Raw genomic sequence first — 17,511 nt, 5'->3', positions numbered from 1 at the left:
GTCCACGGTGGGCGGCCTCGTCGTGCGGGGTATCGCCACCCCGTCGCGCACCCGCCCGCACCCGGTGCGGGCAGACACCACGCCCGAGGAGGCTAACCGCCGATGACAGTCGAGGGGATCGTCCCCACCGATCCGTCGGTGCTCGACGCGACCCGGCCGGTGCTGAGGGCCCGCGCGCCCCTGCGGATCTCGTTCGCCGGCGGCGGCACGGACGTCTCGCCGTTCCCCGAGCGCGAGGGCGGCGCCGTCCTGTCCGCGACGATCTCCAGCTTCGCGTACGCAACGCTGCGACCGCGCCGGGACGGCCGGATCACCGTGCAGTCGCTGGACTTCGGCACCTCGATCGGCTTCGACGTCGACGACCCTGTGGAGTTCGACGGCGAGCTGGACCTGCCCAAGGCCGCGATCGCCCGCATCCGCGACATGGGCGGCGCGATGCCCACCGGCGGTTTCGACCTCTTCCTGCACACCCAGGCGCCCCCCGGGTCCGGCCTCGGATCCTCCAGCGCCGTCATGGTCGCCGTCATCGACCTGGTCGCCCAGCACTGCGGTGTCGACCTCACGCCGTACGAGATCGCCGAGCTGGCCTACCGCCTCGAGCGCGAGGACCTCGCCATCCCGGGCGGATCGCAGGACCAGTACGCCGCGTCGTTCGGCGGGTTCAACTACATCGAGTTCCGGCCCGACCAGGTGATCGTCAACCCGTTGCGGGTGCGGGACGCCACGGTGCACGAGCTGGAGCACAACATGCTGCTGGCGTTCACCGGGCGCACCCGGGTCAGCGACCACATCATCGCCGACCAGCGCAGCCGCTACGAGACGGGCAACGCGGACGCGCTCGAGGGCCTGCGGGCACAGAAGGAGCTGGCGGAGCTGATGAAGGTCGCGCTCGTGCGCGGCGAGGTCGACCATTTCGGGCGGCTGCTCGGCCAGGCCTGGGCCGAGAAGCGCAAGATGTCGTCGCGGATCAGCACCCCGCTCATCGACGACGCGGTCACGGCCGCACTGGGGTGCGGGGCGCTCGGCGGCAAGGTCACCGGCGCCGGCGGCGGCGGCCACCTCATCTTCGTCTGCGAGTTCGAGCGCAAGCACGTCGTCGCGGACACCCTCCTCGAGATGGGCCTGACACTCTCGGAGATCACCTTCAGCAAGGACGGCGTGACCACATGGAGAGGCCAGCACTGATGGACGTGTCTCATCCCCTGCACGAGGCGAGCGAGGGCGACGTGCGCGCGGCGGTGCACCGCCGTCTCGGCGAGGGTGCCGACGCCTGGGCGGCGCTGGCCGTCGCTCTGCGGGAGCCGACGCTGGAGGGCGAGGTGCAGGCGGCGGGCACGGCGCTCGTGCAGGCCCTCGTCGCCGGAGGCACGCTGCTCGTGGCCGGCAACGGCGGCAGCGCCGCGATCGCCAGCCACGTCGCCGCAGAGTTCATCGGCAAGTGCATCCACGACCGTGAACCCCTGCCGGCGGTGAACCTCGCCGAATCGTTGTCGTCGGTCACCGCCGTCGGCAACGACTACGGCTTCGACCAGATCTTCCGCCGCGGCGTCGCGGCCCTGGGTCGGCGCGGTGACGTGCTGCTCGCGATGAGCACCAGTGGCACCAGCCCGAACGTGCTGCAGGCGCTGCTCCTGGCGCGCGAGCGCGGCCTGCTCACGGTAGCCCTGACCGGCGCCAAGGGGGAGGGCCTGCGCGGCGCGGCGGACCACGTGCTCGTCGTACCGTCCGCGGACACCCCGCGCATCCAGGAGGTGCACATGCTGTGGACCCACGCTTGGTGCGAGGCGGTCGACGTGCTCGCGAATCCCGAGTCGGCACACTGAGTCACAGGTGTGCGCCGCGCGGCTGTGGGACGTGTGACACACCTCGCATTTTTCCTGCTACTCTCCGGTAAGTTTTGTCAGCCCCTGCCACGGAGGTCCTCGTGCGGAAGTCCGCCATCGTCATCGGTTTCGGAGCGTTTTTCCTGACCTTGGCGCTGCTCTTGCAGTTCTATGCGTTCGACAAGTTGACCGTGATCCCGGCCGACACCAACACGCAGCAGGTCCTCTCCGACAACAACGCCAAGTTCTTCGACGCGGACACCCTGTCCTTCCAGCAGGGCGAGGTGACCACCCGGCAGACGGTCGTGGCCGACAAGAAGGCCTCCGACGCGGAGGGCAAGAACTCCATCGTGCTGGACATCAACCAGTCGACGGACAACAACAACCAGGCGCCCCCGATCGACGCGTTCACCTCGCACTTCGCGCTGAACCGGCACACCGGCAAGGTCATCGACTGCTGCAACGACAACATGAACGGCAAGCCGGTCCAGCACCAGGGCTACACGGTGAAGTTCCCGTTCGGCGCCGGCAAGGGCAGCTACCCCTACTGGGACAACACCCTGCAGAAGCCGATGACGATGACGTACGCCGGCACCGACAAGATCCGCGGCCTCACGGTCTACCGCTACCACGGCGTGGTGCCCCAGACGACGTACACCAAGCAGGCCATCCCCGGTTTCGTCTTCGGCGGTGCCAAGGACAGCCCCGGCGTGAACGCGGACCGTGCCTACGCCAACGACCGCACCATCTGGGTCGAGCCGCAGACCGGCGCCTTCATCAAGGTGGAGGAGAAGGAGGTCGTGACGCTCACCGACCCCGCCAACGGCAAGTCGGTCAAGGGCATCGACACCGACCAGGTCATGAACGACGCCACGGTCAAGGCGAACGTCGATGAGTACAAGGGCAAGGCCAGCCAGCTGAAGCTGCTGAAGCTCATGCCGTGGGTCCTCGGCGTCCTCGGTCTCATCCTGCTGGTCGTCGGCATCGTGCTGCTGCTGATCGGCGGCCGCGGTGACCGGGCGGAACGCGCGGACGACACGGAGGTCGACAACGACAACCGTCGCGGCGCTCGGCACGCCGAGGGCGACGGCGACGACTACGCGAGGGCCTGATCGCACTGATGCGGGCTGTCGTCACCGGTGGGGCCGGTTTCCTCGGATCTCACCTGTGTGAGGCGCTGTTGGCGGACGGCGCGGAGGTCGTCGCGGTCGACAACCTCTGCACCGGACGCGCGGCGAACGTCGAGCACCTGCACGCGACGGGGCGGTTCACCCTGCTGGAGCGTGACGTCAGCCATGGGTTCGAGGTCGACGGGCCGGTCGACCTGGTGCTGCATTTCGCCAGCCCGGCATCGCCGATCGACTACCTCCGGCTGCCGATCGAGACACTTCTCGTCGGATCGCACGGCACCCAGCACGCCCTCGAACTGGCCCGGGACAAGTCGGCCCGCTTCGTGCTCGCGTCGACCTCCGAGGTGTACGGCGACCCGCTGGTCCACCCCCAGCGCGAGGACTACTGGGGGCACGTCAACCCGGTCGGTCCGCGCGGCGTCTACGACGAGGCCAAGCGTTTCGGCGAGGCGCTCACCCTGGCCTACCGGCAGACCCATGGCGTCGACACCGGCATCGTGCGCATCTTCAACACCTTCGGTCCGCGGATGCGGCCCGACGACGGGCGCGCCATCCCCAACTTCGTGCGCCAGTCGCTGGCCGGCGAGCCGGTGACCGTCTCAGGCGACGGGTTGCAGACCCGGTCGATCTGCTACGTCGACGACCTCGTCGCGGGCATCCTGGCGATGGCCCGCAGCGATCACCCGGGGCCGATCAACATCGGCAACCCGCACGAGATCTCGATGGTCGATCTGGCCAACTGGGTCGTGAAGCTGGCCGAATCCGACTCCCCGGTCGTGCACATCGCGCGTCCGGTCGACGACCCCACGGTGCGCCGCCCGGACACGAGCCTGGCGCAGGAGATCCTGCACTGGTCGCCGAAGGTGCCCATCGAGGACGCGCTGCAACTGACGATCGCGTGGTTCCGCGCACACGCCACCACCACGCCACCGCTGTCGGCCGAGGCCACCCAGGAGATCCTGGCCGGGCCGGATCACCCGACCGCCTGACCTCCCACGGCGCGGGTAACAGGCGCTGCGGTCACTTTCCTGTGTGTCGCGTACGTCGGCCGCGTGGGTTGTCGGCGCAGCCGTCACCGCACCCGTACAAGGGCCCATTCGGTGCCCTTGCGTTGGTCCGGGTGGCCGCGCGGCTCGTACAAGGGCCCACTCGGTGCCCCCCCGCTACCGCGGGCGTCGGGCACCGCACACCTGAGGTGGCGGGGGAGCGGCAGGCCGGGCGAGCGGGTCCTTCCAGGCGCCTGAGAACGGTTCCTGGGAGCGCAAGCCGACGGCACGGTCACTTTCCAACACGCGATGTGGCGGGGGAGCGGCAGGCCGGGCGAGCGGGTCCGTCCAGGCGCCTGCGATCGCGAGCGAACAGCGGCACCTTGCCCGTGGGCCACGCGCAAGGTGCCACACGCCGCCGGGTCGGGCTCGCACATGCTCACCCCAGAGGAAGTCGCGACACGAAGATCGCCGTACCGGGCAGGATCTCGCCGCGAGTCGGACTCCACCCGCCCCACACCTGGTGATTGTCCTCTGGCCACTCCGGCTCGATCAGGTCCTCCAGCACCAGTCCGGCAGCGCGCAGTTCCCGGACCCGGTCGCCCAGCGTCCGGTGATGCTCGGCATACGTCGGGGTCCCGTCCTCGTCGGTCTCGACGTACGGCGTGCGGTCGAAGTAGGAGTGGTAGGCGCTCAGACCCTCCGGTCCCGGCACGTCAGGAAACGCCCAACGCACCGGATGCGTGGTGGAGAAGACGAACCGTCCGCCGGGTCGCAGCACCCGCGCCGCCTCGCGCATCACCGCCTGCGAATCGGCCACGAACGGCACGACGCCGTACGCCGTGAAGACCAGGTCGAACGACGCGTCAGCGAACGGCAGTGCCGTGCCGTCGCACAGCACCAGGGGCAGCGCCACATCGTGCTGATCGTTCAGGGCTGCGGCGCGGGACAGCATCCCGGCGGACAGATCCGTCGCGACGACCCGACCGGCATGCCGGGCAGCCCAGCGCGACCCCTGCGCGGCGCCGGAGCCGATCTCCAGCAGGTCGGCGTCCGCGAGCGCCGCCGGATCGCCGAAGACCCGCAGATCGCTCTCGCTCCAGCCCTCCGGGCCCCACACCAGGTCGGTGTCGCCGAGGAAGGCGCCATGCTCGGCGTAGTAGGCGTCTGCCTCGCCGTCCCACCATCCGCGGTTGGCGCGGTTGTGTTCCTGGCCCATGGCGGCGGACCCCCCGTTTTGACCGTCCTGTGCGCTGCTCGATAGAGTGTTCGAGCGCATGACTGTGCCGCGCGCCGTACCTTCGCCAGACCGATCCATCGCATCGCCGGGAGCGATCCCGGAAGTCACCGGATCTCCTTCTGACCCAGGCGTCTCGCGTCCGCTCATGTTCGTGTCTTCACTGTTCGTCCGCACACTCCGACTATCACCCACCCGAAGGTTTCCTACTACATGACTGCCACCACCACCTCACCGATCGCGATCAACGACATCGGATCGGAAGAGGAGCTGCTCGCCGCGATCGACGCGACGATCAAGCACTTCAATGACGGAGACATCGTCGAGGGTGTCATCGTCAAGGTCGACCGAGACGAGGTCCTGCTCGACATCGGTTACAAGACCGAGGGCGTCATCCCCTCCCGCGAGCTCTCCATCAAGCACGATGTCGACCCCGGCGAGGTCGTTTCCGTGGGCGACGAGATCGAGGCCCTTGTCCTGCAGAAGGAGGACAAGGAGGGCCGTCTGATCCTGTCCAAGAAGCGTGCGCAGTACGAGCGCGCCTGGGGCACGATCGAGAAGATCAAGGAAGAGGACGGCGTCGTCACCGGCACCGTCATCGAGGTCGTCAAGGGCGGTCTCATCATGGACATCGGCCTGCGCGGCTTCCTTCCCGCGTCGCTGGTCGAGATGCGTCGTGTGCGCGATCTGCAGCCGTACGTCGGCAAGGAGATCGAGGCCAAGATCATCGAGCTGGACAAGAACCGCAACAACGTGGTCCTGTCCCGCCGTGCGTGGCTCGAGCAGACCCAGTCCGAGGTCCGCACCTCCTTCCTCAAGGAGCTGCAGAAGGGCCAGGTCCGCTCCGGTGTGGTCTCCAGCATCGTCAACTTCGGTGCGTTCGTGGACCTCGGCGGCGTCGACGGTCTGGTGCACGTCTCCGAGCTGTCCTGGAAGCACATCGACCACCCGAGCGAGGTCGTCGAGGTGGGCCAGGAGGTCACCGTCGAGGTGCTCGACGTCGACATGGAGCGCGAGCGCGTGTCCCTGTCGCTGAAGGCGACCCAGGAAGACCCGTGGCAGCACTTCGCCCGCACCCACTCGATCGGTCAGATCGTGCCGGGCAAGGTCACCAAGCTGGTGCCGTTCGGTGCGTTCGTGCGCGTCGAGGACGGCATCGAGGGCCTGGTGCACATCTCCGAGCTCGCCGAGCGTCACGTGGAGTTCCCCGAGCAGGTCGTCACCGTGGGCCGCGACGTCTTCGTCAAGGTCATCGACATCGACCTGGAGCGTCGCCGCATCTCGCTGTCGCTGAAGCAGGCGAACGACGACGCCGCCGGTGCCGCCGAGTTCGACCCGACCCTCTACGGCATGGCCGCGGAGTACGACGACCAGGGGAACTACAAGTACCCCGAGGGCTTCGACTCCGAGACCAACGAGTGGCTCGAGGGCTTCGACGCGCAGCGTGAGAAGTGGGAGAAGCAGTACGCCGAGGCGCACGCCCGCTACGAGGCGCACCAGGCGCAGATCGAGCAGGCACGCAAGGACGACGCCGACGCCGCCGCGGGTGCCGCGACCGGCACGTCGTACTCCTCGGACAGCGCCGACGACTCCTCCGACGACGAGGGCGGCTCGGCCACCCTGTCGAGCAGCAGCACTCCGGCCCCGGCCGAGGGCACGCTGGCCTCGGATGAGGCGCTGGCCGCTCTGCGCGAGAAGCTGACCGGCAACTGATCGCAGTTCTCGGGCCCTGCGGCCTGAGATGAAGGGCCCCGTCGGATCATCCGACGGGGCCCTTTGCGCGCCGCTCACGATTTCCCAGGGTGCCGTGCCCTGGTCGACTAGTGTTCGCTTCGTGGTCACCAGGTCGACGAAGACTGGCTCATCATGACGAGCGCTGCGGCACCCCCCGCCCCGGTCGGCGACCCGCCGCGCCGTCGTGGCCGACCGATCGGCGAATGGGGCCTGGCGGGGTTGCTCCTGCTGCCGAACCTGGCCCTGCTGGTGATCTTCACCTACCGGCCGCTCCTCGACAATGTGCGGCTGTCCTTCACCAGCTGGAACATCTCCGCACCGGTCGCGCACTACATCGGGACAGCCAACTACGTGCACTGGTGGCACGACCCGAACTCTCACGAGGTGTTGCGCAACACCGTCATCTTCACGGTGGCGACCGTCGGCGTGTCGATGGTGCTCGGCCTGGCGCTGGCAATGCTGCTCGACCAGAAACTGCGTGGCCGCAATATCGTCCGCTCGGTGCTCTTCGCGCCCTTCGTGATCTCCGGCGCCGCCGTCGGCCTCGCGTTCCAGTTCGTCTTCGACCCCAACTTCGGGCTGGTCCGCGACCTCGGCCACCGGGTCGGGATCACCGTGCCGGACTTCTACCAGCAGCCGCACTGGGCGCTGTTCATGGTGACGGTCACCTACATCTGGAAGAACCTCGGCTATACCTTCGTCATCTACCTGGCCGCCCTGCAGGGGCGCCGGGCCGACCTGGACGAGGCTGCCGAGATCGACGGCGCGTCGCCCTGGCGCCGTTTCACCAAGGTGCTGCTGCCGCAGTTGCGTCCGACGACCTACTTCCTGTCGATCACCGTGCTGCTCAACTCGGTGCAGGTCTTCGACATCGTCAACGTCATGACGCGCGGCGGGCCGCAGGGTTACGGCACGGCGACCATGGTCTACCAGGTCTACAAGGAGACGTTCGTCAACAACCAGGCCGGGTACGGCGCGACCATCGCGACGATCATGTTCGTCTTCCTGCTGGTGATCACGCTGGTGCAGGTGCGGTTGATGGACAAGGGGCGGCAGTCATGAGCACGATGACCAGGCGCATCCGCAGCAGGCGCAGCGAGGTCCACAACGCCGAGGCGATGAGCCACAGCGGCCCGGCCCTCAAGACGTTCGGCTACCTCGCCATGATCGTGACGGTCCTGATCGTCGCGGTCCCGCTGTTCTGGATCGTGGTGACGTCCTTCAAGGAACGTCCCGACATCTTCACCCAGCCGGCCCAGTGGTGGCCGAGACATGCCACCACGGACGGCTACCACAACGCCTTGTTCGGCATCCCGTTCGGCGACTACCTGCGCAACTCGCTGATCATCACGGGGATCCTGTCGACCACCAAGATCATCCTCGGCGTGATCTCCGCGTACGCGCTGTCCCTGTTGCGCTTCCCGGGCCGCAACCTGGTCTTCATCGTGGTCATCGCCGCCCTGATGGTGCCCAACCAGATCACGGTCATCTCCAACTACGCGCTGGTCAGTCAACTGGGTTGGCGCAACACCTACCAGGGGATCATCATCCCGCTCGCCGGCGTCGCGTTCGGCACGTTCCTGATGCGCAACCAGTTCCTGTCGATCCCCACCGAGATCATCGAGGCCGCGCGACTGGACGGCGCTGGTCCGCTGAAACTGCTCTGGCGGGTCGCGCTCCCGATGTCCTGGCCCACCCTGGTGGCGTTCTCGATCATCACCGTCGTGAACGAATGGAACGAGTACCTCTGGCCCTTCCTGATGTCCGACGACTCACGCACCGGCACTCTGCCGATCGGCCTCACGTTCCTGCAGACCAACGACGGGATCACGAACTGGGGCCCGGTCATGGCTGCCACCGTCCTCGCGATGCTGCCGGTCCTGGTCGTCTTCCTCGTCCTGCAGCGCCACATGATCAAGGGCCTGACCGCCGGTGCGGTCAAAGGCTGACCCGAAGATCCCTCAGAAAGAGAGACACCACATGACTGACATGACTCGCCGCGGACTGTTGACCGCGGCCGGCGGAATCGCGGTGGCCGGCGGCCTCGCCGCGTGCGCCGGGACGGGCAGCAGCACGAGCACCAACAGCGGCAGCGGCGGAGGAGGCGGGAGCAGCAACCAGATCGAGTTCTGGAGCAACCACCCCGCCATGTCCAAGCCCACCGAGCAGAAGCTGATCGCCCAGTTCGAGAAGAAGTACCCCAGCCTGAAGGTCAAGCTCGTCGACGCCGGCAAGAACTACGAGGAGGTCGGCCAGAAGTTCAACGCGGCCCTGGGTGGAGGCAACCAACCCGACGTCGTCGTGGTCTCCGACGTCACGTGGTTCAACTTCGCGCTGAACAAGAGGCTCGCGGACATCGCGGCCCTGCTGTCGGCCAACGGGCTCAGTTCCTCCGACTACGTGGACTCGCTGTACGCCGACTACAACTTCCAGGGCAGTGAGCACTACGCGCTGCCCTACGCCCGCTCCACGCCGCTCTTCTACTACAACAAGGACGTCTGGAAGAAGGCCGGCCTGCCCGACCGCGGCCCGAAGGACTGGGACGAGTTCACCTCGTGGTGTCCGGCGCTGCAGACGGCGCTGGGCTCCGGCAAGTCGCCGATCATCCTGGACGACGGGTCGGACTACCTGGACTGGACCTTCCAGTGCATCGCCTGGTCCTACGGCGGCGGCTACTCCGACAAGTGGACCCCCACCTTCTCCGAGGCCGGCACCGTCAAGGCCGGTCAGGTGCTGCAGGGCTGGGCCAAGAAGAAGTACCTCAAGACCTCGGCCGACTCCCAGAGCGACTTCTCGGCGGGTCTTGGTGCGGTGCTGCTGGAATCCACCGGTGACATCTCCGGCATCCAGAAGGACGGCAAGTTCGAGCTCGGCGTGGCGTTCGTGCCGGCCCCGAACGGCATCAAGACGTGTCCGACCGGTGGCGCCGGCCTCGCGATCCCGCAGGGCATCTCCGATGCGCGCAAGAAGAACGCCATCAAGTTCATCGAGTTCATGACCAACGCCCAGAGCACCATCACCTTCAGCCAGGCGACCGGTTACATGCCGGTGCGCAAGTCGGCGCTGAACGATTCGGCGGAGAAGGCCTACCTCGCCAAGAACCCGGAGTACGCCCTCGCGGTGACCCAGCTGCCCAAGACCCGGCCGCAGGCGTATGCGCGCGTCTTCGTCCCCGGTGGCGGCGCACGGATCGGTCAGGCACTGGACAAGATCGTCGCGGGTGCGGACGTCACCTCGACCTTCAAGGCACTGGACGCGTCGACCACCGCTGCGTACAACACCCAGGTCAAGCCCCTGTTGAAGGCCTGATCAGATGGCGAGTGTGTACTTCGACGCAGCGAGCCGCCTGCACAAGGGGAACGACCATCCCTCGGTCGATGGGCTGACCCTGGACATCCAGGACGGGGAGTTCCTCGTCCTGGTGGGCCCCTCGGGGTGTGGCAAGTCCACGACCCTGCGGATGCTGGCGGGCCTGGAACCGGTCGATCGCGGCCGGATCCTGATCAACGGGCACGACCAGGCCGGCGTACGGCCGAGGGACAGGGACATCGCCATGGTGTTCCAGAGTTACGCCCTCTATCCGAACATGTCGGCCGCCGACAACATGGGTTTCGCGCTGCGCAACTCCGGGGTCAGCAAGGAGCAGACCGCCTCCCGTGTGATGGAGGCGGCGAAGATCCTGGAGCTGCAGGACATGCTGAACCGGCGCCCGGGGCAGATGTCCGGCGGCCAGCGTCAGCGGGTCGCGATGGGCCGTGCGATCGTGCGCGACCCGAAGGTGTTCTGCATGGACGAACCGCTCTCCAACCTCGACGCCAAGCTGCGGGTGTCCACCCGCGCGCAGATCGCCGCGCTGCAACGACGCCTGGAGGTCACGACGGTCTACGTGACGCACGACCAGGTCGAGGCGATGACCATGGGCCACCGGGTCGCGGTGCTGCGCGACGGCGTCCTGCAGCAGGTGGCGACGCCGGATGAGCTCTACCGCCACCCGGTCAACACGTTCGTGGCCGGTTTCATCGGGTCGCCGGCCATCAACCTCGTGCGCTGCGACGTACGCGACGGGGCCGCGGACCTGTACGGCGCGTCGGTGCCGCTGGAGCGCGGCGCTGTGGGTGACGCCGGCAGCGTGCAGGTCGGCGTCCGACCGGAGTCGTGGACCGTCGTGTCCGGGGACGAGCCGGGCGCGCTGCGTCTGACCGTCGACATCGTGGAATCGCTGGGTTCCGAGTCGTTCGTCCACGGCCACCCGGACCACCCGACGGGCACGGCGGTGCTCGCCGCGGACCCGGTCGACGGCAGTGACCAGACACCCGGTGCCGACGGCGCCGAACGCACCGGGCTGACGGTCCGGCTCGGGCGCGAGCACCGACCCGCTGTCGGCGAGGTGCTGCACGTGGTCCCGCTGGCGCAGGAGGTGCTGCTCTTCGACAACACGTCCGGGGAGCGCCTGAGCGCCCAGGGCACCCAGGGCGCGTCCCGGGCGGACTTCCTGAAGAAGTAGCGGGTCAGCCCCGACCGAGAAGGGTGCCGCCGTTGACCTGCAGGATCTGCCCGGTCGTCCAGCCGGCGTCCGGCGCGCTCAGGTAGGCGACGGCCTCGGCGACCTCCTCGGGGGTGCCGGGCCGTCCCATCGGGATCGGGGCGACCCGGTTGGCCACGATGCCTGGGTCGGCCTCGATGCGCGGACGCCAGAAGTCGGTGTCCGGCACGAACCCCGGGGCCACCGCGTTCACCGTGACCCCGTCCTCGGCGAGGCGGACGGCCATCCAGAGCACCCAGGCGTTCACGGCCGCCTTGGCCGCGCCGTACGAGCTGCTGCCGCGCAGTGCGGCGACCGAGCTCATCGCCACGATCCGTCCGCCGGGCCGGGAGAACGCGTCGAGGAGAGCCTCGGTGAGCAGCACCGTCGGCAGCACGTTGCCGTCGAAGTCCGCACGCCAGCTGTCGGCGAGCTGATGCAGATCTCCGGAGCCGAGCCCGAGGTTGCCGCCGGCGTTCGCGACGAGCACGTCGACCGCGCCGCCGTCCGAGATGCGGGCGGCGAGGTCGGCGACCGCGTCCGGGTCGGTGAGGTCGCAGGGATGCGTCGTCACGGTGCTCGCCTGATCGGCCTCCCGCAGGGCGGCCGCTGCCTCTGCCAGCGGTTGTTCGCGGCGCCCGATCAGGATGAGCTCGGGGTGTTCGACCAGGAAACGTCGTGCGATGGCCAGGCCGATGCCGGTGCCACCGCCGGTCACGATGATGCGTCGGGTCATTCCTGCATTCAATCAGGGCCCTGACAGGCGCCTATAGGCTTTGCAGGTGCTGCGCGTGGGCCTGACGGGCGGGATCGGATCCGGGAAGTCCTCGGTGTCCGGTCTGCTGGCAGAGCGCGGTGCGGTCGTGGTGGACGCCGACCGGATCGCCCGCGAGGTGGTCGAGCCCGGCACCCCGGGCCTGGCTCAGATCGAACAGCGTTTCGGTGCAACGGTGCTCGCGCCCGACGGAACGCTCGACCGCCCGGCCCTGGGGGCGATCGTCTTCGCCGACCCCGCCGCGCGGCGCGACCTGGAGGCCATCACCCACCCGCTGATCGGGATCCGCACCCGCGGGCTGATCGAGCAGGCCGGGCCGGATGCGCTCGTCGTGCACGACCAGCCGCTCCTAGTGGAGATGGGTCTCGCGCCGATGAACCACCTGACCGTCGTGGTCGGCGCGAGCGAGCGGACCAGGGTGCAGCGGGTCGTACGCGACCGCGGGATGACCGAGCAGGACGCCCGCGCCCGGATCGAGGCGCAGGCGGGCGACGTCGCACGGCACGTGGTGGCCGACGCCTGGATCGACAACGACGGCACTCCCGACGAGCTGGCCGACCGGGTCGCGGCCCTGTGGGACGAGCGGCTGGCGCCGTTCGAGGACAACCTGCGCGCCGACCGCCCGGTGCTCCGGGAGGTCTGCGCGACCGTGGTGCTGCACGAGCACCGCCCCGAGTGGGAAGCCCGGGCGGCGCGGGTCGTCGCGCGCATCCGGCACCAGTTGGATGCCGCCCGCATCCCGTACGCGGGTGTCGAGCACGTCGGCTCCACGGCGGTGCCGGGGCTGATCGCCCGCGACGTGGTCGACGTACAGCTGCGGATGCACCGCTTCGAGGACGGCGGGGACGCACTGGCGGGTGCTCTGCGGGCAGCCGCGATCGTCGGGTTGCGGGAGCAGGAGGTCCGCCCGCACGACTGGGCACCGCGGCCTGCCGACTGGCGCACCCTGCTGGCCGGCGGCGCCGACCCGCGCGACGTGCTGCGGGTGCACGTGCGCGAGGACGGGTCGGCCGGTGCGCTGGCCGCCCTGTCGTTCCGCGACTGGCTGCGCGCCGACACGAGGGAGCGGACGGCGTACTCGGAGCTGAAGTCGACGGTGGCGCACCAGTTCTCCTCGCACGACTACCCCGCCGCGATCGAGCGGTGGTACGCGCGAGCCCTGCCCCGTGCGCGGGAGTGGGCGCAGTCCACCGGGTGGTCACCGGGCTGACGCGCGACGCGGCTGTCAGGGCGCGGGCTTACCGTGGCCGGTGTGGAGATGACTCGGCGCCGACGGATGTTGGTGCTCGGTATCTGCTGCATGAGCCTGTTCGTCGTGGGTATTGACGTCACCGCCGTCAACCTGGCGCTCCCGTCGATCAGCACCGACCTGCACGCGTCGTTCTCGCAGCTGCAGTGGGTGCTGGACGCCTACACGCTGGTCCTGGCGAGTCTGCTGATGCTGTCCGGGTCGGTCGCGGACCGGATCGGCCGGCGCAAGGTCTTCCAGGTCGGCCTCGTGCTCTTCGGTGGCGGGTCGCTGCTCTGCTCGTTGTCCGTGAGCGCCCCCATGCTGATCGGTGCTCGCGGCCTGCAGGCGGTCGGCGGCTCGATGCTCAACCCGGTCGCGATGTCGATCATCACCAACACCTTCACCGAGGCCCGCGAACGCGCCCAGGCCATCGGGGTCTGGGGCGGCACAGTCGGCCTCAGCATGGCGCTCGGCCCCGTCGTGGGCGGGGGACTGGTCGACGCGGTCGGATGGAAGGCGATCTTCTGGATAAACGTGCCGATAGTGGCGGCCGCCGCGGTCCTCGCCGCGCGCTACGTGCCGGAGTCGCGGGCCGCCACCGCACGTCGTCTGGACCCGGTGGGGCAGCTGTTGGTCATCGGTCTGCTCGCGAGCCTGACCTACGGGATCATCGAAGGCCGCGGTCTCGGCTGGACGTCCGGGCGAGTGCTGCTGTGCGCGGCGGTGGCCGTCGGCTGCGCGGTGGCGATCGGCGTCGTGGAGCCGCGTCGGGCGCAGCCGTTGATCGAGCTGGGCTTCTTCCGCAGTGTGCCGTTCACCGGCGCGGTGGTCTGCGCGGTCGTGGGGTTCGCATCGCTCGGCGGATTCCTCTTTGTCAATACCCTCTATCTGCAACAGGCGCGGGGCATGTCGCCGGTGCACGCCGGTCTGATGACGTTGCCCATGGCCGGGATGATCGCGCTCTGCGCTCCCGTGTCGGGGCGTCTCGTCGGCCGCATCGGACCACGGGTGTCGATGATCGTGGCGGGCGTCGGCTTCACCACCAGCGCGCTCATCCTCACCACCCTGCGCACGGACACCTCGCTCGTCGAGCTCGGGGTCGCCTACGTGGGCTTCGGCATCGGGTTCGGCTTCCTCAACGCGCCGATCACGAACGCCGCGGTCTCCGGCATGCCGCGGGAGCAGTCCGGGGTCGCGGCCGCGATCGCCTCGACCAGCCGGCAGGTGGGATCGGCTCTGGGGGTGGCGGTGTTCGGCGCGCTGGCGTCGGCGCGGCTGACCGGCCCGCTGCGGATCTCGCTGGCCACCGCGAGCCACGCGGGGTGGTGGGTGATGGCCGGATGCGGCGTCGCACTGTTCGCGATGGCGTTCGTGACGACGAGCGAGCGGGCCCGCCGGAGCGCGTACGAACCTGCCGCGGCCTGAGGCTCATTGCGAATGCGGTGTAATGGGCCACGGAACGACGCCGGAGCCCTATGCTCACGCCTGTGCGGGGACGGGGTGCGGCTCTTCTGGGGGGATTGGTCCTCCTGCTCCTCGTGCTGGCCGGAATCGGGTCACCTGCCCTCGCGGCTCCGTCCGACCCGCCGGCGTCCTGCTTCGTACAGGACGCGAACGGTGACCTGCCGGTCTGCGACAGCGCGGACGGAACGCACTGGACCGTCAGCTATCCGGACGCGGACACCGGTAGCGGGATCCCGGGGACGTTCATCGGGTTGATGGTGGCCGTGCTCATGTTCGGCCTGATAGCCACGGTGTTCACAGTGATCTGGGTGCGGCGCTCTGCCCGCGAGGCAGGTCTGGACCCCGACGCGGCCACCGCCGTGGCACTGATCGACAACAACGCCCTCACGACGGCGTACATCGCGAACAGCGTGGCGAAGGTGCGGCGCGCCGAGCCGGCCGCTGCGCCGACGGCGTCCGCCCGGCTCGACACCTTGCAGGAACTCCTCGACAAGGGTGCGATCTCGCAGCAGGAGTACCAGGACCGCCGCACGGCCATCCTCGACTCGATCTGAGTCCTGTCGCGGCGACGACGGGGCGGCAGCGGTCAGGCCACGCCGTACCCGACGACGCCGGTGCCGTTCAACAGTGATTGGCGCACGGTGATGCCGTGCCGGCCGAGCCCGGCGCCCTGGTTGCCGCCGACCGTCTCGATCGTGTGGCCACGGACTTCCACCACCAGATTGGTGTGCTGACCGAACCCACCGCCGTCGTAGATCACGATGTCGCCGGGTTGCGGCGCGTACCCGTCACCGACGGCACGGAACCGGCCCGCCTTCGTCAGGTAGGACTGCAGCGTGAGGACGCCGGGGATCCGCCACGATCCGGAGTTGGGGTTGCTCATCGGGTAGCCGGCATGCCGCAGCACCCAGCTGACGAAGTCGGAACACCAGTTCTCGTCGATCCCGTTGGAGTACTTGGTGGACGGGCCGGGGTGCTCCCACTCGGTGCGTGCCACCGTGAGGATCGACCGCTGCCGGGGCGTCAGGTCGGAGGCGACGGTGGGGAAGGAGCCGCGCCCGGGGTTCAGGGCCCGCCATCCGACATAACCGCCGGCGCCGACCAGGAGCGCGACGATCAGCGTCGCTGCCACCAGCACGGAGCGGCCCCGGGAGCGGGGCGGCGTGGGCGACATGCCGGTGAGCGTACGACGGCCGACGTCCATCGCGGGTGTGGCGCGTCGAAACCGGTGGGCCTCAGGCGAGGACGGCCTCGCGATGGCGTTCCAGCCGGCCGATGACCGGACTGGCCGAGACCCCGTGGACGACGACCGACAGCACGATGGTGAACGCAACGATCGACCACAGTCCTTCGGCGTCCGGGAAGCCGTGGTGACCGGTCGCGTAGGCGAGGTAGTAGATGCTGCCGACCCCGCGTACGCCGAAGAAGGCCGTCACCAGTCGCTCACGCGGACCGAGCACCGAATCGTCGTCGAAGTCCTGTCCGCGCGGGTGCCACAGCGCGATCCACGCCGTGGCTGGACGGATCACGAAGATCAGCAGGATGGCGAGGACCGCGCCCTGCCACGTGAGGGAGGTGAGGAGTCCGTTCGTGAGGGCGGCACCCAGCAGCAGCAGGACGACGAGGGTGAAGAGCCGCTCGAGGCGCTCGATCACGCCGTGCATGGCGTGGTGGTACTCGTTCGAGCGGTCGCAGCTGCGCAGGGTGATCGCTGAGACGAAGACCGACAGGAAGCCCCAGCCGTGCACGAGCTCGCCCACGCCGTACGCGATCAGCGGTGCGGCGACGATCAGGAGCGGGTCGCCGATCCGGGAGATCTGCACGGACTCGCGGATCCGGAAGGCCACCAGCGACAGCAACCGTCCGACCGCCCACCCGGCCGCGATCCCGACGACGGTCTTGCCGACGACCTCCCAGCCGATCCAGCGCACCCACCAGTGGCCGACCGACCCCATCGTCAGCAGGAAGATCGACGCGTAGACGAACGGGAACGCGGCCCCGTCGTTGAGGCCGGCTTCGGAGGTGAGGGCGAAGCGTACCTCGTCCTTCTCGTCGATGTCGGCCTCGGCGAAGCCCTCGCCGTCGTCCGCGTCCGTCTCCGACAGGGTGGTCGGTCCCTCTACCTGGACCTCGGCGGCCAGGACGGGGTCGGTGGGCGACAGTACCGAGGCGAGCAGGACGGCGGCGGCGGGAATGAGCCCGAGGAGCCACCAGCCGAGCAGGGCCGTGACGACGATCGCCAACGGCATCGCGATGAACAGCAGCCGCCACGTCGTACCCCAGCGGCGCCAGGTCAGCCTGACCCGGGTGAGCGGTCGGTCGAGTGCCAGACCGACACCGGTGAGGGCCATCAGGATGGTGATCTCGGTCAGGTGCTCGGTGAGCGCCGCATGCTCGTCGGGGTCGAGTGACAGACCCGCGGGGAAGGGGAGCAGCCCGACGAGCGCACCCACGGCCACCAGGATCACGGGAGCCGAGATCGCCCGGCCCGTCGTGAAGGCGGGCAGCAGCACGCCGAGCAGCAGAGCCACCCCGACGATCAGGTAGACGACTGGGATGACCACGGGATCCAGTCTCCCAAACACCGCGCGCGGGGGTCGTGTCGGTGG

Annotated in this window: 16 protein-coding genes; 12 read left to right on the top strand and 4 right to left on the bottom strand. The window is 69.0% G+C overall.

What is annotated here, in order from left to right; all coding sequences use genetic code 11:
• Positions 1-102: 102 nt before the first annotated feature.
• The 4 genes from HNR15_RS08900 (at position 103) to HNR15_RS08885 (ending at position 3,942) form a co-directional block, all read left to right on the top strand.
• The gene (locus HNR15_RS08900; protein WP_179480980.1) at positions 103-1,185 is read left to right on the top strand and encodes a GHMP family kinase ATP-binding protein; all 1,083 of its coding nucleotides are present in this window, start codon (positions 103-105) and stop codon (positions 1,183-1,185) included.
• The gene (locus HNR15_RS08895) at positions 1,167-1,823 is read left to right on the top strand and encodes a D-sedoheptulose-7-phosphate isomerase (RefSeq protein WP_179480978.1); all 657 of its coding nucleotides are present in this window, start codon (positions 1,167-1,169) and stop codon (positions 1,821-1,823) included. Before HNR15_RS08900 ends, HNR15_RS08895 begins: the two co-directional genes overlap by 19 nt.
• A 101-nt stretch (positions 1,824-1,924) precedes the next feature.
• Positions 1,925-2,935, top strand: coding sequence for a cell envelope lipid trafficking protein PgfA (gene pgfA, locus HNR15_RS08890; RefSeq protein ID WP_179480976.1), 1,011 nt, complete (start codon positions 1,925-1,927; stop codon positions 2,933-2,935).
• Between the two features lie 8 nt (positions 2,936-2,943).
• A complete protein-coding gene (locus HNR15_RS08885) occupies positions 2,944-3,942 on the top strand; it encodes a UDP-glucuronic acid decarboxylase family protein (RefSeq protein WP_179480974.1) in 999 nt (332 codons plus the stop codon).
• Positions 3,943-4,378: 436 nt separating this feature from the next.
• Here the strand turns inward: HNR15_RS08885 and HNR15_RS08880 are convergent, their stop codons facing one another.
• Positions 4,379-5,158, bottom strand: coding sequence for a class I SAM-dependent methyltransferase (locus HNR15_RS08880; protein WP_246305905.1), 780 nt, complete (start codon positions 5,156-5,158; stop codon positions 4,379-4,381).
• A 231-nt stretch (positions 5,159-5,389) separates the two neighbouring features.
• On the opposite strand from HNR15_RS08880, the gene rpsA reads away from it, so the two are divergent.
• The 5 genes from rpsA to HNR15_RS08855 all read left to right on the top strand — a co-directional run bounded on the left by rpsA (position 5,390) and on the right by HNR15_RS08855 (position 11,414).
• On the top strand, positions 5,390-6,889 hold the full coding sequence (gene rpsA / locus HNR15_RS08875) for a 30S ribosomal protein S1 (protein WP_179480972.1): 1,500 nt from the start codon (positions 5,390-5,392) through the stop codon (positions 6,887-6,889).
• Between the two features lie 153 nt (positions 6,890-7,042).
• Positions 7,043-7,972: a carbohydrate ABC transporter permease gene (locus HNR15_RS08870; RefSeq protein WP_179480970.1), complete on the top strand. Its 930-nt coding sequence runs from the start codon at positions 7,043-7,045 to the stop codon at positions 7,970-7,972.
• The gene (locus HNR15_RS08865) at positions 7,969-8,859 is read left to right on the top strand and encodes a carbohydrate ABC transporter permease (RefSeq protein ID WP_218883628.1); all 891 of its coding nucleotides are present in this window, start codon (positions 7,969-7,971) and stop codon (positions 8,857-8,859) included. The genes HNR15_RS08870 and HNR15_RS08865 overlap by 4 nt, the downstream gene beginning before the upstream one ends.
• Before the next feature lie 31 nt (positions 8,860-8,890).
• Positions 8,891-10,219: an ABC transporter substrate-binding protein gene (locus HNR15_RS08860; RefSeq protein WP_179480968.1), complete on the top strand. Its 1,329-nt coding sequence runs from the start codon at positions 8,891-8,893 to the stop codon at positions 10,217-10,219.
• 4 nt (positions 10,220-10,223) lie between these two features.
• A complete protein-coding gene (locus tag HNR15_RS08855; protein WP_179480966.1) occupies positions 10,224-11,414 on the top strand; it encodes an ABC transporter ATP-binding protein in 1,191 nt (396 codons plus the stop codon).
• 4 nt (positions 11,415-11,418) lie between these two features.
• Here the strand turns inward: HNR15_RS08855 and HNR15_RS08850 are convergent, their stop codons facing one another.
• The gene (locus tag HNR15_RS08850; protein WP_179480964.1) at positions 11,419-12,168 is read right to left on the bottom strand and encodes an SDR family NAD(P)-dependent oxidoreductase; all 750 of its coding nucleotides are present in this window, start codon (positions 12,166-12,168) and stop codon (positions 11,419-11,421) included.
• 46 nt (positions 12,169-12,214) lie between these two features.
• Here HNR15_RS08850 and coaE point away from each other — a divergent pair, with 46 nt between their 5' ends.
• The 3 genes from coaE (at position 12,215) to HNR15_RS18805 (ending at position 15,456) form a co-directional block, all read left to right on the top strand.
• On the top strand, positions 12,215-13,417 hold the full coding sequence (gene coaE / locus HNR15_RS08845) for a dephospho-CoA kinase (protein WP_179480962.1): 1,203 nt from the start codon (positions 12,215-12,217) through the stop codon (positions 13,415-13,417).
• A 48-nt stretch (positions 13,418-13,465) separates the two neighbouring features.
• Positions 13,466-14,863, top strand: a complete 1,398-nt coding sequence (locus HNR15_RS08840) for an MFS transporter (protein WP_179483675.1) — start codon at positions 13,466-13,468, stop codon at positions 14,861-14,863.
• Between the two features lie 62 nt (positions 14,864-14,925).
• The gene (locus HNR15_RS18805) at positions 14,926-15,456 is read left to right on the top strand and encodes an SHOCT domain-containing protein (protein ID WP_179480960.1); all 531 of its coding nucleotides are present in this window, start codon (positions 14,926-14,928) and stop codon (positions 15,454-15,456) included.
• 32 nt (positions 15,457-15,488) lie between these two features.
• Here the strand turns inward: HNR15_RS18805 and HNR15_RS08830 are convergent, their stop codons facing one another.
• Positions 15,489-16,076: a CHAP domain-containing protein gene (locus HNR15_RS08830; RefSeq protein WP_179480958.1), complete on the bottom strand. Its 588-nt coding sequence runs from the start codon at positions 16,074-16,076 to the stop codon at positions 15,489-15,491.
• Between the two features lie 61 nt (positions 16,077-16,137).
• Positions 16,138-17,466, bottom strand: coding sequence for a cation:proton antiporter (locus tag HNR15_RS08825; protein ID WP_343048480.1), 1,329 nt, complete (start codon positions 17,464-17,466; stop codon positions 16,138-16,140).
• Between the last annotated feature and the right edge of the window lie 45 nt (positions 17,467-17,511).

Origin of the sequence: Allobranchiibius huperziae, assembly GCF_013410455.1 — a bacterium.
GTDB classification, from domain to species: Bacteria; Actinomycetota; Actinomycetes; order Actinomycetales; family Dermatophilaceae; genus Allobranchiibius; species Allobranchiibius huperziae.
The sequence above is the reverse complement of the archived record's forward strand: the minus strand, read 5'-3'. Positions and strand labels throughout refer to the sequence as shown.